The sequence below is a fragment of the Galbibacter sp. BG1 genome (assembly GCF_013391805.1).
Taxonomy (GTDB): domain Bacteria; phylum Bacteroidota; class Bacteroidia; order Flavobacteriales; family Flavobacteriaceae; genus Galbibacter.
The window spans coordinates 1,717,719-1,743,939 of the sequence record NZ_CP058364.1 but is presented as its reverse complement, the minus strand read 5'-3'; the positions used below and the strand labels follow the sequence as shown (position 1 = coordinate 1,743,939).

Here is a 26,221-nt window from a genome sequence, read left to right as displayed (position 1 = left end):
AAATTTGACTTTTATCGATTGTTTACTGAGCTGCTTTTTGTCGTTTCTCCTTTTCTTGCGCATCTACCACAGCTACGGCCGTCATATTTACAATCTCCTCAACACCAGCTCCCAATTGCAGGATATGCACAGGTTTTTTCATCCCTAATAAAATCGGCCCAATAGAGTCGGCTTTGTTAAGCTCCTTCATTAATTTATAGGTGATGTTTGCTGAATCGAGATTCGGAAAAATAAGTGTGTTAACCTTTTTCCCCGCCAATTTAGAGAACGGGAATTTACTCTGAAGCATTTCTTTGTTAAGTGCAAAATCCGATTGCAACTCTCCATCTACTAAAATATCGGGATAATGACGGTGTAGATACGCCACGGCATCTCCAACTTTATTTGCCCTTTCATCTTTAGAAGAACCAAAATTGGCATAAGACAACATGGCGATAACCGGCTCAATACCAAACATTCGTGCCGTAGTTGCCGTCATTTGGGCAATTTTCGCCAGTTCTTTTGCCGTAGGATCTATATTGATAGAAGTATCGGACAAAAACATGGGTCCACGTTCTGTCATCATTAAATTCATTGCCGCCACTTTTGTAACCCCATTTGCTTTCCCGATAAGCTCCAACATAGGGCGTACAACTGTAGGATAGGCCCTTGAATAACCTGAAATCAAGCAGTCGGCATCGCCTTCATTTACCATCATGGCAGCAAAGTAATTACGTTCCCGCATTTTCTTCTGCGCATCGTAAAAAGTTACGCCGTTTCGCTTTCTGGATTCCCAATACTTTTTGGCGTAGTGGTTCTTTTTATCATTAAACTCGTCGTCTTTGGTATCGATAATCATTACATCGGCCTCAAAATCGATTTCGTTCATAAGTTCTTGAATCACTTCTTTATTCCCCAATAAAATAGGTTCTGCGATTCCTTCCTCTAAAACTATCTGAGCCGCTTTTAAAATATCCAAATGATCCCCTTCTGCAAAAACTACTTTCTTCGGGTTTATTTTCGCCCGGTTATGCAGTAGCCTTACGAGTTTATTATCGTTCCCTAATCGCTGCAACAATTCATCTTCATATTTTTGCCAATCTTCTATAGGTTCTTTGGCAACCCCACTTTCAATAGCCGCTTTAGCAACTGCCGGCGGCACATTGGCGATAAGGCGAGGATCGAAAGGTTTAGGTATAATATAATCCCTACCGAAATTTAATTTAGTTTCCCCATAGGCAATATTTACTTGCTCCGGAACGGCCTCTTTAGCAAGATCTGCCAGAGCTTTAACCGCAGCCATCTTCATTTCCTCGTTAATTTTGGTAGCCCTTACATCTAGCGCACCACGAAATATAAATGGAAAACCAAGCACATTGTTTACTTGATTAGGATGGTCTGAACGCCCTGTGGCCATAATTATATCTTCCCTAGTTCTCATGGCGAGATCGTAATCTATTTCTGGATCTGGGTTTGCCATTGCAAATACAATAGGGTTGGCTGCCATAGAAGACAACATTTCTGGAGAGACAATATCTGCTATCGAGAGACCTATAAAAACATCGGCGTCTTTCATTGCTTCATCGAGGGTATCTATTTTTCTATCTGAAGCAAATTCCTTTTTCTCTTTGGATAGGTTTTCACGATCTGACCTAATAACCCCTTTACTATCGAGCATTACAATATTTTCAGACTTAGCACCAAAAGATTTATAAAGCCTTGTACAAGAAACAGCAGCAGCTCCAGCGCCACTAATTACAATTTTTACTTCCTCTATCTTTTTATCAGCAATCTCTAAAGCATTTAACAGGGCGGCTGCTGAAATAATTGCGGTACCGTGCTGATCGTCGTGCATTACTGGAATGTCCAACTCTTCCTTTAAACGACGCTCGATCTCGAAAGCTTCCGGCGCCTTAATATCTTCTAAATTTATGCCCCCAAAGGTTGGCGCTATGGTCTTTACGGTTTCAATAAATTTATCTACATCTTTGGTATCCAATTCTATATCGATGCCGTCAATATCGGCAAAAATCTTAAAAAGCAATCCTTTACCTTCCATTACAGGTTTAGAGGCTTCTGGCCCGATATCGCCCAATCCTAAAACTGCGGTTCCATTGGTAATTACGGCCACCAAATTACCTTTGGTGGTATATTTATAGACGTTGTCTTTATCTTTAGCAATTTCCAAGCATGGCTCTGCAACCCCAGGGGAATAAGCCAATGCCAAATCCCGTTGTGTGGCATATCTTTTCGTTGGAACGATTTTAATTTTTCCAGGTTGCGGTTTGGCGTGATATACTAAGGCTTCCCTTCTTCTGCTTTCTTTACTCATAAAATTGATATTTTAACCTCGTTGAAAATATCCAACGTTGGTGTTTAAAGTAAATGTTAGTTAAGTTTTTCTACTTACAAAGGTATAAGAATCTTGTTCTAAAAGTTGGGCAGAAAGTAAAAATAATTTATTGAATCAATGTTGACCAATCGGAATAGAATACAAAAAAATTTGTACCTTACTTACTTTAAAATCGCCCGATATGTTAACTAAAAAAAAACTCCAAGAACAAATAGCGAATTTCCCAGATCAATTTACATTAGATGATTTGATTGATAGACTTTTATTAATAGAAAAGATCGAAGAAGGCGATGCACAATCCAAAAGAGGGGAAATTATTTCTAATGATGCCTTTATTAAAGAAACCAAAGAATGGTTCAAATAAACTGGACTTATCAAGCTAAGTTTGATATTAAAAATATAGCCTCTTATATCGCTAAAGATTCCAAAAGATACGCAAAGCTTCAAGTTGATCGGTTAATTGAACGTGTAAAAATATTGAGCATACAGCCTTATTCAGGAAAAATTGTTCCCGAGATTGATAAGGAAAACATCAGGGAATTAATTGAAGGCAACTACAGAATAATATATAAAGTTGTAACTAAGAACCGTATTGATATTTTAACCGTTCATCATACTGCTAGAGATCTTTACAATAGAAAAATCACTTAGCCTTACCCATCCAAAAACTCAATATTCCTTTTTAGCCCGCTGTACTTGGTTCGTTTTACGGCAGATTTTTTAAAGATTTCATTAAAAACTTCCTGTGTAATCTCTTCCCATTCTTTTCTGCTCATGGAAAGCAATTCGGGATGCGGATTAAATAGTGGTTCGTTGTGCGGTTTTGAAAAACGGTTCCATGGACATACATCTTGACAAACGTCGCAGCCAAACATCCAATCATCCATTTTTCCTGAAAAGTCGGAAGGGATTTGATCCTTCAGTTCTATAGTAAGGTAAGAAATGCATTTACTCCCATCTACCACATAGGGCTCTGTAATGGCTTCCGTAGGACACGCATCTATGCAAGCGGTGCAACTTCCGCAGTGGTCGGTTACAGGGGTGTCGTATTCCAAATCCAGATCTACAATCAATTCAGCAATAAAAAAGAAAGACCCTACTTGTTTCGATAATAGATTGCTATGTTTCCCTATCCAACCCAAACCGCTTTTTGCCGCCCATGCCTTGTCTAAAACCGGTGCAGAATCTACAAAAGCCCGTCCATTTACTTCCCCTATTTCTTGCTGAATGAATTGCAATAATTCCTTTAGTTTGTCTTTAATGACGAAATGATAATCCCTTCCATAAGCGTATTTAGAAAGTTTTGGAGCTTCGGGATCTTGTTGGGTTTCAGCAGGAAAGTAATTCAGCAATAAAGATATAACCGACTTAGAATCGTCTACCAATAATCTTGGGTCCAAGCGTTTATCAAAATGGTTTTCCATATAACGCATTTCCCCTTGCATGTTGTTTTTTAACCACTTTTCCAATCTCGGGGCTTCCTCCTCCAAAAAATCGGCTTTAGAAATTCCACAGGATAAAAATCCGAGACGCTTGGCTTCTGCCTTTATAAGATTGGTATGTTGCTGTTTGCTATTCAATCTAAGCTCCTTTCTTTAAAATGTATTAAGACCTTTTTCGGTTTTAAGGAAATAAGCGGATTCAAGTCCAAAGCATCCATTTCAGTAGAAACGGTATACTTTTTAAAAATTTCTACCAGTACCAACATCATTTCGAACATGGCAAAGTTATTACCAACACACATTCGAGGGCCCGCGCCAAAGGGATAATAATATTCAGAATATTCCTTTTTATCCATTTTTAAAAACCGTTCTGGGAGAAATTCGTTTGGGCGCTCCCAAAACCCTTTGTTTCTATGCAACTCAAATACAGAAAGCAACATTAAAGTATCTTTTTTTATCTTTTGCCCCGCAACCTTATCGTCTTCCTTGGCCACCCGATCGATAATGTAAACTGGCGGATACAAACGTATGGACTCTTCTATACAGGCCTTGGTATAAGAAAGTTGTCCGAAAATTCCCGAAAGGTCTTCTTTATTTAAATCTATATCTTTTATTTCTTGAAATATCTTATCCTGCGCTTCAATATTTTTTGCTAACAAAAACATGGTAAAACTCAGCGTGTTTGCGGTGGTTTCGTGTCCCGCGGTAAACAAGATAAGCACCTCGTCTATTAACTGGCGTCGGGACATATGGCTGCCATCTTCATAAGTAGCATTTAAAAGCATATCTAGCAGATCGTTCCTTTCTTCTTTTTGTTGCAAACGCTCTTCAATAATTTTATTTAAGATCTCCCTCCCTTCGGCCGCATAAGCCAAATGCCTCTTTTTCATTCCCGAAATGGAAAACCACCATTGCAAATAAGGCTGTCGCATTTCCCTAATTACCATTTGTTGGTTTACTTCGGTTATATCCTGCAACTTAGCCATCGATTCCCGGATGTCCGACCTGCTGAAAAGTGACTTTGCCACCACTTGAAAGGCGAGATCGCCCATTAGCGGATACACATTGAAATTCTTATTTTCTTGAATATGCTGAAGCTCTTCCTGAATTGCCTGATGCATAATGTCCAATAGACCAATTAACTTTTTTTTATGGAAAGCAGGCTGTATCATCCTGCGGTGCACCAGCCAATGTTCCCCTTCCGCAGTTAATAAACCATGGCCGATATAGTTTGCTAGATCTTCGGTTTGTAGGGTCGATTTTTTATAGTTGGCATGGTTTTTTTGAAGTACATGCCTTATTATTTTTGGAGTTCTGGTAAACACCACCGGTTTTCCCGCTGGGGTTTTCACCATAAAATTATCCCCTAATTCTTCAAAAATCTCTTGATGAAAAGAAATAGGATTCTTTAAGATTCGTTGTGCATTTAAAATCACTCTCCATTGTGGAACTTTAGGTAAGTTTTCCATCAGAATCTTTTTATTGTTTTTAAAATAAGCCGCCTTGTATGCCGCCCTTAATTTTCCCGAGATGCTTATAGGCAAGCTCTGTTACTTCCCTTCCGCGCGGCGTGCGTAATATAAAACCTTGTTGTATTAAAAACGGCTCATATACTTCTTCAATGGTCTCCGCACTTTCAGAAACTGCCGTGGCAAGGGTAGTAATACCAACGGGGCCGCCCTTAAATTTATCTATGATGGTGGTAAGAATTTTATTATCCATTTCATCCAAACCAAACGCATCTACATTCAACGCTTTGAGTCCGAATTTAGAGATTTCAATATCTATTTTTCCATTTCCTTTTATTTGGGCAAAATCGCGGATTCTGCGTAGCAGGGCATTGGCAATTCTCGGCGTCCCCCTACTTCTTCCAGCAATCTCAATGGCCGCTTCCATATTAATGGGCACTTTTAAAATATGTGCGCTCCGCTGAACTATATCGGCCAATAGTTCCGTAGAATAATATTGGAGTCGGCTACTTATTCCAAATCGGGCACGCATCGGGGCTGTTAGCAGTCCAGATCTCGTGGTTGCACCAATTAAAGTAAACGGATTGAGATTGATTTGAACCGTCCTGGCGTTGGGACCACTTTCTATCATAATATCAATCTTGTAATCTTCCATGGCGGAATACAAATATTCTTCGACAATGGGACTCAATCGATGAATTTCATCTATAAAAAGTACGTCACGCTCTTCCAAATTGGTAAGCAAACCGGCCAAATCCCCCGGCTTATCCAACACAGGACCCGAGGTAACTTTAATCCCTACGCCAAGCTCGTTGGCCAAAATATGCGCTAAGGTTGTTTTACCCAAACCGGGAGGACCATGAAACAAAGTATGATCCAAAGCTTCCGAGCGAAGGTTTGCCGCCTGCACAAAAACCGTTAAATTTTCCAGTACTTGATCCTGCCCAGCAAAATCGTCGAAACTTAAAGGCCTTAAAGCCTTTTCAATATCTACCTCTTCCGGAGAAAAGTGCTCGCCTGTGGGATCTAAATATTCGTTCATAGATTACAAAAGTAAATAAAAGCAATGACTTGAAAATTTAATCAGGAACATTTAAAAACATGCAACGGACTTATGTGTCGATCATTTAATATCCTGGATTCTGCTTTACAGATGGATTGAATGTAAATTCCTTTGCTGGAATCGGCCAAATATAGTTATACGATTTAAAAATCTTTTTAGACCTACCAGTTTGCGCGTTGTAATCATCCAATACTTCTTCCAACATTTGATTCCGGATGAGATCGTCTTTTCTATGTCCTTCCATAAAAAATTCTTTACTTCTCTCCTCCATAATAACTTCTAAAAATTCTTGCTTGCTTAACCCTTGCGGTAGCGGATACATTTCATCTGAATACGCTCTCTTCCTAACCTCATTAACCAAAGAATAGGTTTCAGAATTTGGTCCAGAAATGGCATTTATTGCCTCAGCTTTCATCAGTAATACATCAGCATATCTAAGTATAATAAAATCAAAACTCCCTCCATTTTCTTCAATCGGTGTAGCAATGTCTTTTTTGTACTTGTAAGGACGCCAATCCGTAATATCTTCTAGGTTTGTTTTTTGTCCCGATTCAACTTTAAAAGTGGCAATGTTCTGATAAAAACGTGTATCCGCTGTTTCAATTGGAAAAGAAACAGGCGTTTCAACCATATTAGCCGCTTGAAAATAACCATTAATAGCTTTCGGGGTTGGTTGAAAAAAATCATAAAGAGCATAGCCTAATGGCCCCCAAAGCACACCATAATTTCCCCCTTGAGAATTTTCAGTGTTAAAATCTATTTTAAAAATCACTTCTGGATTACCACTCAAATCGCTGCTAAAAAGCGCACCATAATCTTCAGCCAATGAAAACTTTCCTTCAATTTCTTCAAACTGTTGAATCGCTTTGTTATAGTTTTCGTTTACTAACATTGGGAAACCAGCCGATTGCAAGTACACTTTACCCAATAAAGCTGTTGCCGCCTCTGTAGACGCCCTGCTTGAGGTTGAGATGGACGGAAGATTGCTTTTTGCAAATTGTAAATCGGAAATTATTAAATCGTAAGCTTCCTGCATCCCCTGAGCATACGTACTTGTATCAGGTTGCCCGTAATCATCCTCAGTTACTACAATAGGATTGCCATACAACCTTACCATATTAAAGTATAACAGTCCTCTTAAAAATTGAAGTTCCGCTTTTTGCTTAAGCTGCATAGATGATAGGTCCGTCTCTACATCTTTCAGATGTATTAGTACCTTATTGATTCCAGCAGCAATTAAATTATAATGGCTCTCCCAAACATAATTAATTATAGGGGTACCGGAATCGAAAGAATAACGATCCAATTCAGAATAAAAATTTGATGAAACTAAGTCTGTACCCACATCCCCCCAGTAACTTACATATCCACTAGCATCGAAAACATACCGCCCTTTCAGTTGTTGATAAATGTCATTTATAAGCCCTTCAATTTCGGCTTCTCCCGGACCGGTTGGTGGATTGGAATCTATTAAATCTATTATAAAAACCACTTCATTTTCAATGCCGCTTTTAATGGTAACACCTTTTCTGTACTCCACTAACCCTTCTATGATACTTGCTATAACCACATAATCTCCAGGCTCAATGTTGTTAAAAAAAACCTCCCCCATATCATCGGTTAAGGCTGTTTTAGTAATTGGTTCTGTTCTTATTTCTACATTAGGAATAAAATTACCCTCTTTATCTATAACAATTAATTTTAAAGAAGAGGTATTAACCTCTTTATCATCGTCTTTAGAACACCCGGCAATAAAAAATAATGAGAACAATAGGTAAAAAAAAGGCTTCATATAGTTTAAGATTGTTTGTTTGTTCAAAAATATATATACTCCTGATATTTGAGACAATAAATACCAATTAAAGTCACTCTTTACAAGTTATAAATAGGTTAAAATTTATTATGCTGAAAAAGAAATTTGTATTTTCCTTACATGAAGAATACTCAGTATACCGCCGAATTAGTAAAATACATTCCATTTTTATATGTAATCTGGTCGGATGAACTCATTTCGCCGTCAGAAATAGCCGTTTTTGAAAAAGCCGTGGCAAACGATGCGCTTTCCAAAGAAAACAAAACCACCTTAAAAAAATGGGTGAATCCAAACAAATCCCCTTCTGATGATACCTTACGATCTTGGAAAACCGTGATAGATCAATCTGGTGTTAAACTTATTGAAAGCGATCCGTATCCGCTCACGTATTTTAGCATGCGCCTCAAAAATGGAATTGAAGCTATTGAAGAACCAGATGAAAGTTTAAAATATATCGAAATAAATTTGGGAATTCAGCCCAACCACTATCATCACCTTTTTGACGTAAAAATAGAGGCTTCCACAGGAGCACAATTTTATTCCGCAGAAAAGATAGACACAATTTTAAAAGGGGATCGTGCCGAACACATTGATAAATTCAGAAAAAGCCTAAACGACCCTATTTTTAATTTTGAAATTCTAAGGGAGAAACGGGATTTTAGGGAACAAGTCTTAGCTCAAGTTAAACATTTAGGAAAAGAAGGTTACGGCGCAATGGCCTTTAGCGAAGCCTACGGCGGAATAAACAATATGCCTATCTACTCAAGTATTTTTGAAAACTTAATGTATGCTGGAGGAAGCCTTACCATAAAATTTGGCGTGCAATTTGGATTGTTTGGAGGGAGTATTCAAAATTTAGGGACCAAAAAGCATCATGATGCATATTTAAAGGAAACTGGCGAGGCCAAACTGCTAGGTTGTTTTGCAATGACGGAAACCAGGCATGGCTCCAATGTACGGGGAGTGCGGACGACAGCTACCTATGTAAAGGAAACGGATTCTATCGTCATTGAAACCCCTGGAGAAAACGACAATAAGGAGTATATTGGGAATGCGCTTCATTCTAGTATGGCGACGGTATTTGCACAGCTCATTGTGGATGGTAAAAACGAAGGTGTACACGCTATTTTAGTTAAAATTAGGGACGAAAATGGCAATTTAACAGAAGGTGTAAGAATTGAAGACAACGGCTACAAATTAGGCCTAAACGGGGTAGATAATGGAAAAATATGGTTCACCAACGTAGCTGTGCCGCGCGAAAATCTTTTGAATAAATATGGTGATATAGATAAAGATGGAATATATACCTCTCCAATCGAAAACCCGAACAAGCGATTCTTTACCATGCTTGGCACCTTAGTTGGCGGCAGGATTTGTGTAGCAAAAGGAGCGTTGAGCGGTGCTAAAAAAGCACTTACGATTGCGGTAAAATACGCTCTACAAAGAAGGCAGTTTAATAGTGACAAAAAGATCCAGGAAGATATTATCATGGATTATCCGACGCACCAATTAAGGCTTATAAAGCCAATTGCAAAGTCTTATGTATACCATAGCGTATTGGACAAATTGATCGAGGATTACGCTGTTTCCAAAGAAGAAGAACGAAGACAGATTGAAACTCAAGTAGCTGCCCTAAAAGCAACGATTACATGGTTTTCTAACAACACCATACAAGAATGCCGTGAAGCTTGTGGCGGAAAAGGGTATCTTCTGGAAAACGAAATTCCTTACATAAAAGGAGATGTAGATATTTTTACCACATTTGAAGGTGATAATACTGTTTTAATTCAATTAGCTGCAAAGGGAATTCTAACCGATTTTAAAACTGAGTTTAATAGTGATAATTTTATGGATGTGCTAAAATTTCTAGGCACAAAATTATCTGATAGGTTGACCACTATAAATCCGGTTTTTACCAATAAAACAGATAAAGAGCATTTGTTTGATGTTGATTTCCACAAGGAAGCTTTAGAATATCGAACACGCCGGTTAACGTTTTCTGCAGCCTCTAGAATTCAGAAATATGTAAAAAAGGGAATTCCATCGTATCTAGCATTTTTAAAGGTACAAACACATTTGGTAGCCTTAGGAAAGGCTTATAGTAAAGAATTATCTTATAATGCGTTTAGCGATTTCATAGAAACTGTAAACGATGAGAAAACAAAATTTCTGTTTAAAAAACTTGCAACCCTCTTTGCGCTCAGTGAAATAGAAGAAGATGCAGCTTGGTATTTAGAGCATGGTTACATAAGCAGCAATAAATCTAAAGCCATAAAAAAACGGGTGGAACGTTTGTGCTCTGAATTGAGGCCTCACGTAAATACATTGGTTGACGGCTTCGGAATCCCAGAGAATTGTATACATGCCCCTATTGTAAAAGCATAAAAATAGTAGAGGCGCCAGTTGGCGCCTCTAAATACTATCTAAAGTTATATTTTCAGCTTATTCTGCAGAAGCCATCATTACATCACTATAGTTGCAAGCAGCTCTCTCTCTTAAATACGCAACTGCTTCCTCCCTTGGCATTTCAGCATCTATTTTAACTTGCTCTCCATCTGGCAAATTAACAATGTAGAAACCATCTTTAAACGAAGAAAGCTCAATAACTTCTCCAGAAGGCTTAATGGCACTCCATGATTTTGCATCTGGCTTATAAACCAAATCTACTTTTTCCCCTTTTTTAGCTCCGTCGATAATCGCAATCTGCATTCTATTTTTCGTTGCTGTAAGTTGGTAGGTGTTTCCGTTATTCTCAACGATCTGTGTTTCCTTCTCCCCTTCTTTCATTGCTATTGGATTCGACCCTGTCCAAAATTCAATTACGTTAAAGATAATGGCATCCCCTAAAAAGAATAATCCGTATACCGGAATGATGTTAAGTCCCCAGAAAATTAAGTTGTTTACAAACTTATTCCCTGTAACACCTTGGTTCCAATCTTTCAATCCGTTAAACGCACTGAAGGATCCTAGACAACTTGAACATAAAACGGTAAGTGCCAAGGCACCTGAAATGACAACTTTTTTCATAATGTTAAAGTATTTTTTGATTATTAGTTATCCCTAATTTATTAATAATAATCGAATTAGCATAAATTATTTATATAATTTGCATTTAAAATCTTACAAACTTCAAAACCTCAAATCACAGCTCATTTGATTGCAATGGCAATATAGAATGATTTATAAAAACCTATTTCATTTAAGTAATGAAAGCTTTAATATTTCAACCGCCCTTTTCTAACTTGCTTTTCTAAACAAAATATTAAGACAAATACTAAAACAAAAAAACCCTTCCTAGTAAACTAGAAAGGGTTCCATAATTTTGCAATTAAGCTCTCCTTAAGCCTGGAAAGGCTCTATAGAAACATAAGATCTGTTATCTCTTTTCTTTTGAAACTTAACGATACCGTCTACCTTGGCATGTAATGTATGGTCTTTCCCCATATATACATTTTCACCTGGGTTGTGAGAGGTACCTCTTTGTCTTACGATGATATTTCCAGCCGTAGCAGCTTGACCACCAAAAATCTTAACCCCTAAGCGTTTCGATTCTGATTCTCTACCGTTCTTGGAACTACCAACACCTTTTTTGTGTGCCATTTCTTTCGGTTTTTATGCTCTTGATGTTACTCAAGAAAATTATACTTTATTTTAAAACTCTAGATGGATTACTTACCACCATTTAATTCGTCCTGCCATTTCTGAAGCTCATCCCATTCACCATCGGCAGCAAGTTTTGCTTGCTCTGCCCATGTTCCTGGATCTAAATGAGCTAAAGTAGAACTAGCCTCAGTTAAGATTTCTCTTACTTCATCAGCAGATTTTTTAGCCAACTTAGCATACGTATCAACGCCTGCGTTTGTTAAAGCTTCTGCCGCTTTAGGTCCAATTCCTTCAATTTTCTTTAAATCGTCTCCTTTTTTAGAAGTTGATTTTTTTGTGGTAGCTTTCTTTGCTGCAGGCTTAGCTTCTTCCTTTGCCTTTGGTGCAGCTTTTTTCTTAGGAGCAGCTTTTTTGGTAGCTCCTGTTGCTACGATGTCTTCAATAACGATTTCAGTTAAAGATTGTCTGTGTCCGTTTTTAACACGGTAACCTTTACGTCTTTTCTTTTTGAAAACAATAACTTTATCACCCTTAAGGTGCTTAACGACTTTCGCCTCAACAGCGGCTCCGTCTATAGCCGGGGCGCCAATAGTAACTTCGCCATCGTTGTCTACTAAAAGTACGTTATCAAACGATACTTTATCTCCTTCTTCAGAAGCTAAACGATGCACAAAAACTTTTTGGTCTTTCGCAACTTTAAATTGCTGCCCTGCTATCTCTACAATTGCGTACATAGCGTAATAATTAATAATTTAACTAATATAATCCTGACTCAAATTGAATTTAAGCGGGTGCAAATATACTGCTAAATCATTAAAGAACAAATGTTTTTATGCCTTTTGAACACTTTTTTTTGTATTCCAGCTTGGCTTGAATTTTTGCATAAACGCTAGGGTTAATACAACAGATGAAGAAAACCCTTCAATAACCAATATAAAAATGAGTATTCCAGGACCTTGATTATAGTCTTTTATCCAAGAATCCATAATTGTATTTGGAAAATCTGGATCTAAATGGTACATATATATGGCCATAAAAGCCACAAATATCAAAGTTGCCAAAAATCCAGCGTAGAGCCCGGTCGTAAATCCTTTATAATAATTAAATTTATCGCCTTCCAAAAGCTTTCGCGTGCGTATAGCAGCATATAGCCCATAGGCTACAATGGCTCCATTAACCACACGTAACCAGATATGTTCGTGCAGCCCTACTAGCTTTATAATTAAAAAATAGGCTATTAGTCCTATTGCAATTATTAATCCGTATCTTAAAAAAACTCTATTGGGATTCATATGATATTTCTTTGGTTTAATTGCATTTAAGTTACAAAAAAATACTTTTCAGAAAGTTAAATGTAATTTAATTTTTAACAAAACAGTTTTCCATAGCGTATATTTTCATTATTTTAAACGCAAATATCTAATATGCGTAACATTCCATACAAAAATGCGTCTAACAGTTAACTAAAATTAATCAAATGAAAAAAATGTTACTCTCTTTAGTGGTAGCGTCCGTATTTTCTGCGGCTGCTATTGCTCAAGAAATCAAATTTCAAGAATACGATCTTGCCAACGGCATGCACGTTATTCTTCACCAAGACAACACCGCTCCCGTGGTAACAACATCGGTAATGTACCACGTAGGCTCGAAAGACGAAAAACCAGACAGAACAGGGTTTGCCCACTTCTTTGAACACCTTCTTTTTGAAGGTACCGAAAATATTCCGAGGGGAGATTGGTTTAAAATTGTAAGTTCGAATGGAGGAAGCAACAATGCCAATACCACTACAGACAGAACTTACTATTACGAAGTTTTCCCGTCCAATAAAGTAGAGCTCGGTCTCTGGATGGAGTCGGAAAGACTTATGCACCCTATTATTAACGAAATTGGGGTAGAAACCCAGAATGAAGTGGTGAAAGAAGAAAAGAGACAACGTATTGACAATGCGCCTTATGGAGGATTGATTTACGGAACGGCTATTCAGCCATATCTCTTTAAAAAACATCCGTATAGATGGAGTGTTATTGGATCGATGGAAGATCTAGATGCTGCTACTTTACAGGAATTCAAGGATTTTAACCATAAATATTACGTGCCGAACAATGCCGTTCTTGTGGTTGCTGGAGATATCGATATAAAGCAAACCCAGCAAATGATAAAAGACTATTTCGGTCCGATTCCAAAAGGAGAACCTATTACGCGAGACTTCCCGAAGGAAGACCCAATAACCCAAGAAATAAAAGCCACGGAATACGATAGCAACATCCAGATCCCAGCATTGGCACTCGCTTACCGAACACCGGCTATGACGGAGAAAGATGCCTATGTTTTAAATATGATTTCTAGTTATTTAAGCGATGGAAAAACATCGAAGCTTTACAAAAAGATGGTAGACGAAAACAAGTCGGCTTTACAGGTATTTGCTTTCAACAGACCTCAGGAAGACTACAGTATGTATAACATTTTTGCACTTCCGCTGGGCGATGTACCACTTACACAATTGGAAAAGGAAGTGGATGAAGAAATAAAAAAGCTTCAAACAACATTAATTTCTGAAAAAGACTATCAAAAACTTCAGAATAAAATGGAAAACGACTTTGTAAATTCCAACGCAAGCATTGAAGGGGTTGCAAATTCATTGGCGAGATATTATATGTTGTACGGAGACACGAACTTGATAAATTCAGAAATTGAGATTTACAGAAACATCAGCAGAGAAGATATAAAGGGTGTCGCGAATAAATATTTAAATAAAAATCAGCGTTTACGTGTTGAATACTTGCCAAAATCTACTCAAGAAGAAAAATAAAATACTCTTATGAAGACTAAAATATTATCCATTATATTATTACTGAGCATAGGTTTTACCACAGCTCAAGTAGACCGATCTAAGCAGCCTAAACCTGGGCCTGCACCAAAAATAAATTTGGCAGAACCGGAGACATTCACCTTAAAAAACGGGCTTACCGTAATGGTTGTCGAGAACCATAAATTACCCCGTGTTTCCATGACATTAACCATAGATAACTCTCCTATTGTAGAAGGTGAAAAAGCGGGAGTATCTTCCCTCACCGGAAATATGCTGGGCAGTGGGACCACAACACTTTCTAAGGATGAATTCAATGAAAAAATAGATTATTTAGGAGCTTCCGTTAGTTACGGCTCGCAAAGCGTGTATGCCAGCTCACTCTCTAAATATTTTCCGGAAATTTTAGCCCTAATGGCCGATGGAGCTATAAACCCGGTATTCCCAGAGGAGGAGTTCGAGAAAAAGAAAAAGCAACTTATTGAAGGGGTTAAATCTTCTGAAAATGATGTGTCAAGGATTGCTTCAAGAGTTTCCAGCGCCTTATCCTATGGGAAAGATCATCCCTATGGGGAATTTATGACTGAGGAAAGTATAAACAGAGTTACATTGGCCAATGTAAAAAGTTTTTACAACACTTACTTTAAACCCACACGAGCCTATTTGGTAATCGTTGGAGATGTAAAAATAAACGAAGTAAAACAACTGGCTAAGAAGAATTTTTCCAACTGGAAAAAAGAAGATGCGCCACAGGTAACCTACTCGGCACCAAAGGATGTTCAGTACACCCAGATAGACTTTGTGGATATGCCAAACGCTGTCCAGTCGGAAATTGAAGTGGTTAATATGGCCGACCTCAAGATGTCGGATCCAGATTACCATGCAGCGCTTATAGCCAACCATATCTTGGGAGGAAGTTTTTCCAGCTATTTAAATATGAACCTTCGTGAAGAGCACGGATATACTTATGGTGCTAGATCTTCAATAGATGTGGATGAGCACAATGCATCTCAATTTTCTGCATCTTCGAGTGTTAGAAACGCAGTTACAGACAGTGCAGTGGTAGAATTTATGAAAGAAATAAAAAGAATAACCAATAAGCCTGTTACTGCAGAAGACCTACAAAATGCTAAAGCAAAATATGTGGGTAACTTTGTACTTGCATTGGAAGACCCTAGGACTATAGCGAGGTATGCACTTAACATTAAGACTAAAAATCTACCAGACGATTTTTACCTTAATTACTTAAAAAACATTAATGCGGTAACCATTCAAGATGTAGAACGGGTATCTAAAAAGTATTTTAAGCCAGAACACGCTCGCATAGTAATTGCTGGAAAAGGTAGTGAAATTGGCGAAAAATTAGAAGGTTTGGGATATCCCATGAACTATTACAACAAGGAAGCAGAAAAAGTTGATAAACCAAATTACAATGTTATCGTACCGGCAGATATTACCGTAAAAAGTGTTCTTAATAAGTATATTGAGGCCATCGGTGGAAAAGATAAAGTAGATGCCGTAAAGTCTCTATCTGTTACTTACGAAGGAAGTTTTAACGGTGCCACCGTTAAAGCAGAAGAAAAGAGAACTGCCGATAAATACGCCCAAATAACCTATATGAATGGCAACCCGATGATGGGGGTTATAGCAAACCAAGACGAGGTTTATATGAAACAAAGCGGGAATAAAATTCCATTACCTCCAAATATGCTTAACGATATGAAAAGCGCTATTGGAACCTTTCCAGAACTGGCTTTACTAACAAACGAAAAAGCTAAATTGGCAGGTATCGAAAAGGTGGAAGGTAAAGACGCTTACAGAATTGAGGTTCCTGGAGAAGTAATACAGCAAGCTTATTTTTACGATACCGAAACCGGATTAAAAGTAAAAGAGGCTTCTGTGGTAAGTATGAACGGACAAACGCAGAACCAAGAAGCTTTTTTAATGTATTACAAAGATTACGACGGGATAAAATTCCCATCAGTTAAAAAGGCATCCCTTGGAGGACAGCCCATTGAAAGTAAGCTTTTAGAAGTTAAAATAAATCCAGAATTCAGTGAAGAAGATTTTAAATAATCTTCAACACACAACAAAATCAAAGGGAGTCAGAAAATTAGTTTTCTGACTCCCTTTTTTATTTTCGGTTTTTATTCACAATATAAACGCCCAGCAAAATAATACCAGAAGCTAAAAGATGGATCAAAGTAAACTTTTCACCATCCAAAATACCCCAAAAAATTCCTACAACAGGTATTAAATAGGTTACCGACGTAGAGAATACTGCATTGGAAATATGAATGAGCTTATTAAAAAGAATTTTGGCCAAACCGGTACCAAACACAGAGAGCACCGCAATATACATTAAAGAGGTTACAACCTCTTCATCCTCCAATACCGAAGGCTCTACAAATCCCGAGAGAAAAAGAATAAGAACAGCAGGGAGAATCATAACCGTTAAATTACCAACAGCAATTCCCATGGGGGAAACCTCTTGTAGCTTAGATTTTATAATATTGGCATTAATAGCATAACAAATAGCTGCAATTACCACTAAAACCGCAAAGAAATAATTCTGATTCGGATTCACGTTGGCGCCTTGAAAAATAAGGATTATAGCCCCTATGAGTCCGATAACCACCCCTACAATTTGATTTCTACTGAATGATATTTTAAAGACCAAAAAACCGATAAAAATGGTAAACAAAGGAACTAATGAGTTCAAAATGGACGCAATACTACTATCTATCTCCGTTTCTGCGTATGCAAAAAGAAAGACCGGCAAAAATGTTCCAGTCAAAGCCGAAGCCGCTACCCATACCCATTGTGGTTTGGAAATGGCAAGTATGGATTTAAAGCCAATGATGAATAAAAAAATAGTAGAAAAAATTATTCGTACAGCTCCCAGCTCTATCGGCCCTAAACCTACCAAGCCTTTTTTTATAAGGATGTAAGAGCTTCCCCAAATTAGGGAGAGCACCACCAAATAGAGCCACTTTTTTTTGTTATTGTCCATAAAATGATTTTAAAGCCGCAAAATTCAACTTTTTAAGGTAGAAAACATCTCTTTTTTATATATTTTTGCAATCGTTTAATTGGTAAGGCCAATAGTTTTTATGCTTAGAATCTACTCCATAGCGTTTACCTTGCTTTATTTACTGGCCATGTTAAAGCCAGTATTACCGGTATTCGATTATGTAGTAAACCATGATTACATAGCAGAATACCTATGTATCAATAAAGACCGGCCCGAAATGCATTGTGACGGAAAATGTTACCTCATGCAAATGCTGGAGGAAGAAAACCAACAGAAAAAACAAAATCTTCCAGCAATCGATCTTAGGGAATACCCTATTGGGTTTGTAAGCTTCCTAAGTTTGGAGAATACCGGTTATAGTATCATTCCTGAGAAAAAAACAACTTTATACTTCAACAAATATAGTTTTTTAGCAAGCTACAAATACTTTCACCCACCCAGCTTGTCTTGATGTTTCTTTAGTACTTATTCACTTATTCAACTTTTTAGAAAAAAGGATTTTATCCCATTCAGCTAAGAAAGGAATCTTGCTGGAAAGGCTTTTGTCAATCCTAAAAACATCAAAAAAAATGAAAAATTATATTTCTGCCATTTTTTTCATGGCAGCCGCTCTTCTTCATGCACAAGAAGAAACTAACAATTGGACCTCGGGAAGGCCCGATGGACATGCTCCTATTTCTGTAATGGGAGATCACACCCATGGTAAAGGGGAATGGATGTTCTCTTACCGTTATATGCATATGAATATGAACGGTCTTAATCGTGGCAGCGTAGAGACCACCAACGCCGATGCTCTTTCGCAGTATATGGTGACTCCTATAGAAATGCCCATGAACATGCATATGCTAGGAGCCATGTATGCTCCCAGCGATAAAATTACCCTTATGGCCATGGCCAATTACCAGTCTCAAGAAATGATCTTGGAAAACCGTATGGGAAATCAATTCAACACCTCATCGAGTGGATTTGGGGATCTTAAAATTTCGGCTCTATATACCATATTCCATAAAAACAGGCAGCATCTACACGCTCTTCTTGGCGTTTCATTGCCTACTGGAAATATAGACGAAGAAGATGTAACCCCAATGTCTGCACCCAACAAAGTTATTCTTCCATATCCAATGCAAATTGGTAGCGGCACTTTCGATGCTAATTTAGGCCTTACCTATTTAAAACAGTGGGATAACCTTTCGTTTGGCTCTCAGCTATCTGCAGTGTTTAGAACTGGCAAAAACGACAATGATTATCGTCTTGGAAATGATTATAGTTGGAATAACTGGGTGGCCATTCCTTTAAAAGAGTGGTTAAGCTTTTCCGGTAGACTAAAATGGGCAGCGATCGAAATGATACAAGGTGCAAATCCGGCGCTCAACCCTATGATGGTGGTTACAGCCGATACCGCAAATAGTGGCAAAACTTATGCTGAAGCCGGACTAGGCTTTAATCTTTATGCTTTTAAAGGCAGCTTAAAAGATGTGCGCATAGGTTTTGAAGCTATTTTGCCGCTCTACCAGAACATGAACGGAATTCAATTAAAAAATCAAGAAACGATAACAATCGGTTTTCAATATTCGCTATAACTAGCTGACAAATGAAACAAATATATATTGTACTCATCATTGTATTGATGAGCCATCTTACTAATGCCCAAACGTGGTACAACGGGCAAGTAAAAAACGATCAAAACAGTCCATTAGCGGGGGTTACCATTATATCTACTAAGAACAAAAGTAAAGGAGTTTCTTCGGATGGCGATGGCAACTTCCGTATCGAATTAGACCATCCAGAAGTAGATTTAACCTATATGGGTTATAAGAAAAAAACTGTTGTTTTAAACAAGAATTTAAATACCATAATTCTTGAAGAAAATACCGAAGCACTGGAGGAAATTGTGGTATCGGCAAGCCGTGAAGAACAAAAAAGATCGGAAATTCCTGGAGCAATTTCTGTGATAAGCGCTCAAACTATAGAAAAAACGAAAGCATTTGGCATAGAACAGTTGGTCAACCAAGCACCTGGCGTGTATATGTCTACTTCCAAAGCTGCTGGGAACGAGCAACACATGATGGCAGTTCGATCTCCCATCTCCACCAAATCCTTGTTTTTGTATTTGGAAGACGGTCTCCCCATTCGCCCAACCGCTGTTTTTAACCATAATGCTCTATTAGAAATGAACGATGTTTCTTTCGGAAGGGTGGAAATTTTAAAAGGCCCTGCTTCGAGTATATACGGAAGTGAGGCCATAGGCGGGAGCTTTAACTTTATATCTAAAAATCCAACACCCGAATTTAGGGGAAGCCTTGGTTTTCAAATGAACGATCTTGGATTAACCAAATACGATTTTGAAGCTTCCAAATATGCAAATGACAAATTAGGGTTTTACCTAGGGACTCAATATGTTCAAAGAAATAACGGTCCGGTAGAATATAGCGATTACGAGAAATTTGCTGTCACTTTTAAAACTATTTACCACATCGACCCTACTCTTACATGGACAAACGTTTTTGATATGATTAATTACCGATCGGATATGACCGGTTCTTTATCCCAAGAAGATTACGAAGCTGGAAATTATGAAAGTGATCAAACTTTTACCGAGCGTGAAGCACAGGCTTTTCGATTTCGATCTACGCTGGATAAAATATGGAACGACCAAAACAAAACCTCTTTCAATTTTGTTTTTAGAAACAATGTTATGAACCAAATTCCTTCCTACAGAATTCGTCAATTCAGGGAAAACGGACAACTAACAGGTGAAGGTTCAGGAGAAGTAAACGCCAACGGATACAATAGCTTTGTAGGACTGTTGCAACATAAAATCGATTTTAATTTTGCCAAATCTTCTCTCATTGTTGGGAGTACAGTAGATTATTCCCCACAAACCTATCAAGCAGAATCTATTGAAGTATTTGTAGATCCTACTACAGGGATAAATACCGGCTACCAATTAAATGATGGGGATTTTATATTGAACTACAATGCAGACATTTTAAACTATGCGGGTTTCTTTCAGTTTGAAATCAATCCAATTGAAAACTTAAAAATAACGGCGGCACTTCGCTACGATGGTTTTGATTATAATTACAACAATCTTTTGGATGAAGCCGGCCCTAAAGATTCTAAAAACCACTACCATAACCTTGCGCCTAAAATTGGCTTTAATTACAACCTTAGCAATCGATCTGGTGTATATGCCAATTATTCCAATGGATTTACGCCTCCAGAAACCTCCACGCTATACAGAAATAGTTTTGTAGGTGTTGGCGGCGATGTTTTTGACCTTAAACCAAGTAATTACGACAATTATGAAGTAGGTGGATATTTTACTTCGGAAAAGTGGAAACTAGATGCCGCATTTTATGTATTGGACGGAAGAAACAACCTTGTTACACTGCGTGATGAAAATGATGAATTCTACAATACCAACGCTGGTAAAACAAGGTCCTATGGTTTTGAATATGGCATTACATTTAGACCTGTTCCCGAATTGAGCCTAGCCTACAACGGTAGCTATGCCAGGCATCGATACATTACATTTTATGAAGGCGATATAGATTATTCTCAAACAGAACAACCTACTGCACCAAGATCTTTAGGCAACGGGCAAATAAACTATGCTCCAAATTTTCTGCCAAACTTTAACATAGGGTTGGAATATGAGATGGTTGGAAAATACAATACTAGTTTTGAAAACCAAATAGTTAATACAGACGGCACTTTTAGCACAGCTACTTACGACGGACATAACATCTTTAATTTGAGGGCTAGCTACCAATTTGCAGACTTTGAAGTTTGGGGGCACGTCTTAAATGTATTCGACACCCTTTATTCCCCAAGGGCATCTTATAACATATATTCCAAACAAAACACCTACACTGTAGGTAATCCGCATGCGTTTCATGCAGGAATACGATATAAATTTTAAAAAATGGCAAAAAATAAAAAACTTAATAAATGGCTTTGGAAGTGGCATTTTATTGCCGGTATAGTTTCTCTTCCCTTTATTTTGTTACTTGCAGCTACCGGCGTCATCTATCTCTTTAAAGCCCAATACGAGGCTCCTATTTATGAGCCTATTAAAAAAGTTGTGGTTGATGGCGCTCCAATTTCCTACCAACAACAATGGGAAATAGCAAATGCAAATGCGGTAAAAAAGCCTAATTCGATGATAGTGCCCAAAACAAAAGAAGAGAGCACAGAATTTGTATCGGGTAGATTTGGTGGAGCTACAAGTCTTTATGTAAATCCATATCAAGGGAATGTTGCTGGAGAGATTCTCCCTCAGGAGTCTTTTATGTTTAAGGTAAGAAAATTACATGGAGAACTTCTTATGGGCAGCTTTGGGACTAAAATTGTAGAACTAGTTGCTTGCTGGATGGTAGTTTTAATACTAACTGGGTTATTTATATGGTGGCCAGAAAGAGGTTGGAAGGTAAAAGGCTACTTTATTCCTCGCACCAATTTAGGGAAGCGCACATTTTTTAGGGACACACATGCCATAACCGGTTTCTGGATGTCTATATTATTCCTCTTAATCCTTGCTGGAGGGCTACCTTGGACAGATGTTTGGGGCGCAGGATTTAAGAAAGTTCAGGAAATAACCAATACAGGTTTTCCCAACACTTGGAACCGGTTTTTTATAGAACAGCAACCTGAAAAGGCAACTACGCTTTCTCTAGATCAAATGGTTGCAAAAGCTAAAAAGCTGGATCTTTCCGGTGAAGTTAAAATCAGCTTTCCTACAGGTAAAAATGGGGTTTACAGCATTTCAAACACAAACAATAAAGATTTAGGGAGCCAGAAGATGATCCATTTTAATCCCTATACCGGAAAACAAGTTTTAAAACACAATTGGGAAGACGTAGGGTTCCTAATGCGCGGTAGAATGTGGGTTATGGCATTCCATCAAGGCCAGTTTGGCCAGTGGAACTGGATTTTAATGTTGTTCACGGGAGTAGTTCTGTTTTTAATGAGCTTATCTGCAATTATTTCATACGTGCTTAGAAAAAGAAAAGGAGATTGGGGTATTCCAAAAGTTCCGGCCTCTTTTAAAGCAAGTAATGGAGTGGTAATACTTCTGGCCCTCTTGTGTATAGCTCTCCCCCTATTCGGTTTTAGTATAATTTTAATCAGTATTTTTACATTTGCTGAACGTTTATACTTGAAATCATCGCAAACCCGCGTAAATGATTAATAATTAAAATTTAAAATAAGACATGAAAAAATTATTCATAATTATCGTAGTTGCCTCATTTAGTATTGCAGGCTGCAAACAAGAGGAGAAAAAAAATAACGAACCCTCAAAAATGGAAATGGTAATGGCAGTTCACGACAGTTTAATGCCGAAAATGAACACTATAACCAAATTAATTGGCGATTTAAATACCAAGGTGGACACCACCGAAGTTGGCAAGAAATATGAAATGGCCAAACAAGATTTGCAAGCAGCCCATAAATCTATGATGGATTGGATGAAAGAATTTGGTGATCGTTTTGATCACGAGGAGATTCTTAATGGCAAAGAACTATCTGAAGAGAAAAAAGAATGGCTTAAGGAAGAAGAAGAAAAGGTAAAAGCTTTAAAAGAAGAGATCAACTCGAGTATTGAAAACGCCGAGAAACTTTTGAATGAGAAACTTTAAAATACGTTTCAACCAAATTTAAACGGCTTTTGAAAAATCAAAAGCCGTTTTTTTATTTCTTATATTTTGTCCCGAACGGACTCCTTTTCAACATATACCTTAACCCTGAGTGATAAGCATCAATACCAATACCAAAAGGATGTCTAGATTCAGAATAAATATTATTACCTTGATCGTTGAAAATCTTTAAATCCAGTTTAACATCATAAGTCGTTAAAGAACTTGTACTTGTACTGGTGAAGACAGAACCTTTTGTTTCTGTTTTACTACGATCTTTTTTATCATCCTTTTCCTTATAGGTAGTTCCTGAACTCCCATAATTGGTAGTTCCCTCGTTTAAGACCTCTGCACTCCCGTATAAAACGTATTCTACCCCCAACATATTGGCTAATTCAGCAGGGAGCATAGTAGAAACATTGGTACGATCTATATTGTTTTTTGCCAACAAGGCATTGGTTGTCATAGCGTCCTGTATTTTTACCCCATGCACCGACTCATCTTTTAAAATATTGGCACAATCGTTTTGCACCTGAACGCTAAACATATCCGGTTGAATAGTTGGGTCGTTGGAAACGATACTAAAAGGTAAAATGGCGATTTTATTTTTTTTATCCCCCGTGCTGGGATTTACAGAAGTAATACCGCTATTTGTTGCTGAAGATGTTTTATTGAATACCTCCACTCGTCCGCTGGAAAATTTAATTTCCTGAATATCCTTTTTTGCCAACTCATATTCCAAGTCTTCCCCTTGATGTACAAAAGAAATAGAATTGGGAGTTATTTTGGTAACCTTCCCCTCTTTAATATCACCATTTGTCATGGTCACCATATCCACTTTTTCCTGTGCAAAAATGAAAAGCGAAAAAAGTAGAAAAAACAAAGTTGAAAGTACCGTGTGTTTTCTGAATATAATTTTCATAATGATAAAATTTCTCTTAATTAAATTTACATATTTTTTGGATTAATACATTATTAATCAATTAATAAGATATAAATTAATTAAAGATATTATTTTAATAATCGAAAACCGATTACACATTCTTAACTAAAAAAGGTTTTTATAACTACTTTTTTCTATATTTGATTCACTAATAATAAACTAAATCTTAAATGAAACAACTACTACTTAGCCTAGGTTGCGTTCTGTTTATGCAACTAGGCTTCTCCCAACGGGAAGCTTCCAAAACACTGGACTTTAAAAACAACGTAGAAGATCTTCTGGTTGTTCCCTTTAATGGAATCACTGTAATTTCTGATGGAACCAAAGTTTCTGGGTACGACCCAGAGCAAGAAAAAATTATCTGGGAAAAAGACGCTCCTCAGCGCACCGGTGTAGATCAAGCTGCAAACTTCTTACAGTCTGGTCCTTTTCGAATGGATTACACAAAATTCAACGCCATAGAATCTACTCCATTTGTAGAAAAATTCTTCGACGGCAGACTTTATGTGTTAAACAGTTACGATGGAAAAGTACTTTTCTCTGCAGAAGGTAAAGCAAAATATTTCCAAGCTGAATACTTGTTTGACGAAAATTCCTTTTTACTAAGAGGTGTTAATGGGATGGAACTCATTATTGCAAAGTACAATATCCCCGAACAGAAGTTCGATTGGCAAACAACCGTTTCTGCTACTTATGGTGAAACTTTACAAAAACTTAGCAAACTAGCGGGGATGAACAATATTGGAATAAAAGACAAAATGGATCATACCGATGATAAAGTATTCGCTCTTATTAAAGAGGAGTTTTTTGTTCTTAATAAAGAGACTGGAGATTTATTATGGAAAGAAGATGAAGGCGATGTTATGGACTTTAAGAGATCTTTAGACGGATCGAAAGTTATAACCATTAAAGGAAAAGGATTATTATCCAATAAGAATGAAATAATGCTGTTCGATGCTAATACAGGAAATTCTATTTGGGATAAATCTTTAACTACAAAAAACATTGTTCTTTTCGAGGATTGGCAAGATAAAATGTTACTTGCGCATTACAAAGGTTTTAATTTTTACGATTACAACACGGGAGAAAAAGTTTGGAAAAAAGATCCTAAAGGGAAAGGTATAAAAAGTGTAATCCCTATCGGAACCGACTTTCTTTATGTTTATGACGATGAAATGATGCTCCTAAATAAAAAGGGAGAAAAAATGTGGAAAAAGGACGTGAAAATTTGTGATGATGAAGAAGACCCTATCTACTTTCTTGAAAAAACAAAAAATGGCCGCGTATTGTACATTACCGCTACATATGCCAATATGGTAGATTACAAAACAGGTGAGAAAATCTGGAGAAAAAACTTAAAACTAAACGAAAAGCGGCCTACGTTTGCCAAATATGATGAAAACTCAGGTAATTTTGTAGTGTACAACGATGAAGAACTCTACAAATTTAACGAAGGGCAAGCGGAACGTCCTGAGCCATACGCAGAAATGAAGCTTAAGGATGAAAAAGATTTGACCAGCTTAGAAATTTTTGAAAACAATGTTACTATTACAGGATTAAGTGAAGTTGTAGGAGTTGACAATAGTGGAAAAATTATTTTTCATAATAAATATAAACAGCCAGGGGAAACAGGCCGATTATTAAAAAATGTTGGATTATCCGTGGCTAATTTTGGTTTCGCTGTTGCCACTGCAACAGTTACAACAGAAACAACCTATAGAGATCCACAGGGGAATGAAGTAAGAAGTGGCTCTAGTGCTGCACTTTTTGGAGAAAACGCTAAGGCTATTGGTGAAGCAGGATATCTAGCCACCGACGTTGCCATGGCTTTTGCACAAGATCGATTTAATGCACTACAAGAAACAAATAAGTACGCCCTGATTTTCGCTAAAGGTGAAAATGGAGAACGTCTTTTGGTTAAAGTAGATAAAGAAACTGGAGAAGAACTAGATAAAGTTATTATAAACGATTTAAAACCTGTTTATGACGTTGATCATGTGAGTGATGATATTTATTACAGCACTGACAACCACGTTAAAATTTTTAAATCAAAGTAAAACATTAATATCAGTAAAAA

The 26,221-nt window shown here is 37.4% G+C and carries 22 protein-coding genes; 11 read left to right on the top strand and 11 right to left on the bottom strand.

Annotated features, from left to right (window positions below; genetic code table 11):
- Positions 1-22 precede the first annotated feature (22 nt).
- Positions 23-2,311: an NADP-dependent malic enzyme gene (locus tag HX109_RS07705; protein WP_178950816.1), complete on the bottom strand. Its 2,289-nt coding sequence runs from the start codon at positions 2,309-2,311 to the stop codon at positions 23-25.
- A 202-nt stretch (positions 2,312-2,513) separates the two neighbouring features.
- Here HX109_RS07705 and HX109_RS07700 point away from each other — a divergent pair, with 202 nt between their 5' ends.
- Together HX109_RS07700 and HX109_RS07695 are read left to right on the top strand one after the other, a co-directional pair.
- Positions 2,514-2,696 (top strand): hypothetical protein, encoded by a 183-nt coding sequence (locus HX109_RS07700; RefSeq protein WP_178950814.1) that lies wholly within the window; start codon positions 2,514-2,516, stop codon positions 2,694-2,696.
- The gene (locus HX109_RS07695) at positions 2,684-2,983 is read left to right on the top strand and encodes a type II toxin-antitoxin system RelE/ParE family toxin (protein ID WP_178950812.1); all 300 of its coding nucleotides are present in this window, start codon (positions 2,684-2,686) and stop codon (positions 2,981-2,983) included. The genes HX109_RS07700 and HX109_RS07695 overlap by 13 nt, the downstream gene beginning before the upstream one ends.
- A 2-nt stretch (positions 2,984-2,985) precedes the next feature.
- On the opposite strand, the gene queG is transcribed toward HX109_RS07695, so the two are convergent.
- The 4 genes from queG to HX109_RS07675 form a co-directional block, all read right to left on the bottom strand.
- A complete protein-coding gene (gene queG / locus HX109_RS07690; protein ID WP_178950810.1) occupies positions 2,986-3,912 on the bottom strand; it encodes a tRNA epoxyqueuosine(34) reductase QueG in 927 nt (308 codons plus the stop codon).
- A complete protein-coding gene (locus HX109_RS07685; RefSeq protein WP_178950808.1) occupies positions 3,909-5,243 on the bottom strand; it encodes a cytochrome P450 in 1,335 nt (444 codons plus the stop codon). Before HX109_RS07685 ends, queG begins: the two co-directional genes overlap by 4 nt.
- Before the next feature lie 19 nt (positions 5,244-5,262).
- Positions 5,263-6,285, bottom strand: coding sequence for a Holliday junction branch migration DNA helicase RuvB (ruvB, locus tag HX109_RS07680; protein ID WP_178950807.1), 1,023 nt, complete (start codon positions 6,283-6,285; stop codon positions 5,263-5,265).
- Between the two features lie 85 nt (positions 6,286-6,370).
- Positions 6,371-8,098, bottom strand: coding sequence for a RagB/SusD family nutrient uptake outer membrane protein (locus HX109_RS07675; RefSeq protein WP_178950806.1), 1,728 nt, complete (start codon positions 8,096-8,098; stop codon positions 6,371-6,373).
- Positions 8,099-8,239: 141 nt separating this feature from the next.
- On the opposite strand from HX109_RS07675, the gene HX109_RS07670 reads away from it, so the two are divergent.
- A complete protein-coding gene (locus HX109_RS07670) occupies positions 8,240-10,504 on the top strand; it encodes an acyl-CoA dehydrogenase (RefSeq protein ID WP_178950804.1) in 2,265 nt (754 codons plus the stop codon).
- Positions 10,505-10,561: 57 nt separating this feature from the next.
- Here the strand turns inward: HX109_RS07670 and HX109_RS07665 are convergent, their stop codons facing one another.
- The 4 genes from HX109_RS07665 to HX109_RS07650 form a co-directional block, all read right to left on the bottom strand.
- The gene (locus tag HX109_RS07665; RefSeq protein WP_178950802.1) at positions 10,562-11,146 is read right to left on the bottom strand and encodes a DUF3332 domain-containing protein; all 585 of its coding nucleotides are present in this window, start codon (positions 11,144-11,146) and stop codon (positions 10,562-10,564) included.
- Between the two features lie 312 nt (positions 11,147-11,458).
- Complete coding sequence (gene rpmA / locus HX109_RS07660) at positions 11,459-11,719, bottom strand: 50S ribosomal protein L27 (RefSeq protein ID WP_178950800.1); 261 nt, start codon at positions 11,717-11,719, stop codon at positions 11,459-11,461.
- Between the two features lie 68 nt (positions 11,720-11,787).
- The gene (gene rplU, locus HX109_RS07655) at positions 11,788-12,456 is read right to left on the bottom strand and encodes a 50S ribosomal protein L21 (RefSeq protein ID WP_178950798.1); all 669 of its coding nucleotides are present in this window, start codon (positions 12,454-12,456) and stop codon (positions 11,788-11,790) included.
- Positions 12,457-12,552: 96 nt separating this feature from the next.
- Complete coding sequence (locus HX109_RS07650) at positions 12,553-13,014, bottom strand: DUF4199 domain-containing protein (protein WP_178950791.1); 462 nt, start codon at positions 13,012-13,014, stop codon at positions 12,553-12,555.
- Between the two features lie 185 nt (positions 13,015-13,199).
- Between HX109_RS07650 and HX109_RS07645 the strand changes: the two genes are divergently transcribed.
- Together HX109_RS07645 and HX109_RS07640 are read left to right on the top strand one after the other, a co-directional pair.
- Positions 13,200-14,531: a M16 family metallopeptidase gene (locus tag HX109_RS07645; RefSeq protein ID WP_178950789.1), complete on the top strand. Its 1,332-nt coding sequence runs from the start codon at positions 13,200-13,202 to the stop codon at positions 14,529-14,531.
- Positions 14,532-14,540: 9 nt separating this feature from the next.
- Positions 14,541-16,604, top strand: coding sequence for a M16 family metallopeptidase (locus HX109_RS07640; RefSeq protein WP_178950787.1), 2,064 nt, complete (start codon positions 14,541-14,543; stop codon positions 16,602-16,604).
- Between the two features lie 58 nt (positions 16,605-16,662).
- Here the strand turns inward: HX109_RS07640 and HX109_RS07635 are convergent, their stop codons facing one another.
- Positions 16,663-17,541 (bottom strand): DMT family transporter, encoded by an 879-nt coding sequence (locus HX109_RS07635; protein WP_178950785.1) that lies wholly within the window; start codon positions 17,539-17,541, stop codon positions 16,663-16,665.
- Positions 17,542-17,641: 100 nt separating this feature from the next.
- Here HX109_RS07635 and HX109_RS07630 point away from each other — a divergent pair, with 100 nt between their 5' ends.
- From HX109_RS07630 to HX109_RS07610, 5 genes are all read left to right on the top strand, one after another.
- Positions 17,642-18,013, top strand: coding sequence for a hypothetical protein (locus HX109_RS07630; RefSeq protein WP_178950783.1), 372 nt, complete (start codon positions 17,642-17,644; stop codon positions 18,011-18,013).
- A 118-nt stretch (positions 18,014-18,131) separates the two neighbouring features.
- Positions 18,132-19,142: a transporter gene (locus HX109_RS07625; protein ID WP_178950781.1), complete on the top strand. Its 1,011-nt coding sequence runs from the start codon at positions 18,132-18,134 to the stop codon at positions 19,140-19,142.
- 11 nt (positions 19,143-19,153) lie between these two features.
- A complete protein-coding gene (locus HX109_RS07620; protein WP_178950779.1) occupies positions 19,154-21,487 on the top strand; it encodes a TonB-dependent receptor in 2,334 nt (777 codons plus the stop codon).
- A 3-nt stretch (positions 21,488-21,490) separates the two neighbouring features.
- Positions 21,491-22,756 (top strand): PepSY-associated TM helix domain-containing protein, encoded by a 1,266-nt coding sequence (locus tag HX109_RS07615; RefSeq protein ID WP_178950777.1) that lies wholly within the window; start codon positions 21,491-21,493, stop codon positions 22,754-22,756.
- 22 nt (positions 22,757-22,778) lie between these two features.
- The gene (locus HX109_RS07610) at positions 22,779-23,204 is read left to right on the top strand and encodes a hypothetical protein (protein ID WP_178950775.1); all 426 of its coding nucleotides are present in this window, start codon (positions 22,779-22,781) and stop codon (positions 23,202-23,204) included.
- A 52-nt stretch (positions 23,205-23,256) separates the two neighbouring features.
- On the opposite strand, the gene HX109_RS07605 is transcribed toward HX109_RS07610, so the two are convergent.
- A complete protein-coding gene (locus HX109_RS07605; protein ID WP_178950773.1) occupies positions 23,257-24,123 on the bottom strand; it encodes a hypothetical protein in 867 nt (288 codons plus the stop codon).
- Between the two features lie 191 nt (positions 24,124-24,314).
- Here HX109_RS07605 and HX109_RS07600 point away from each other — a divergent pair, with 191 nt between their 5' ends.
- Positions 24,315-26,201 (top strand): PQQ-binding-like beta-propeller repeat protein, encoded by a 1,887-nt coding sequence (locus tag HX109_RS07600; protein WP_178950771.1) that lies wholly within the window; start codon positions 24,315-24,317, stop codon positions 26,199-26,201.
- Positions 26,202-26,221: the final 20 nt, after the last annotated feature.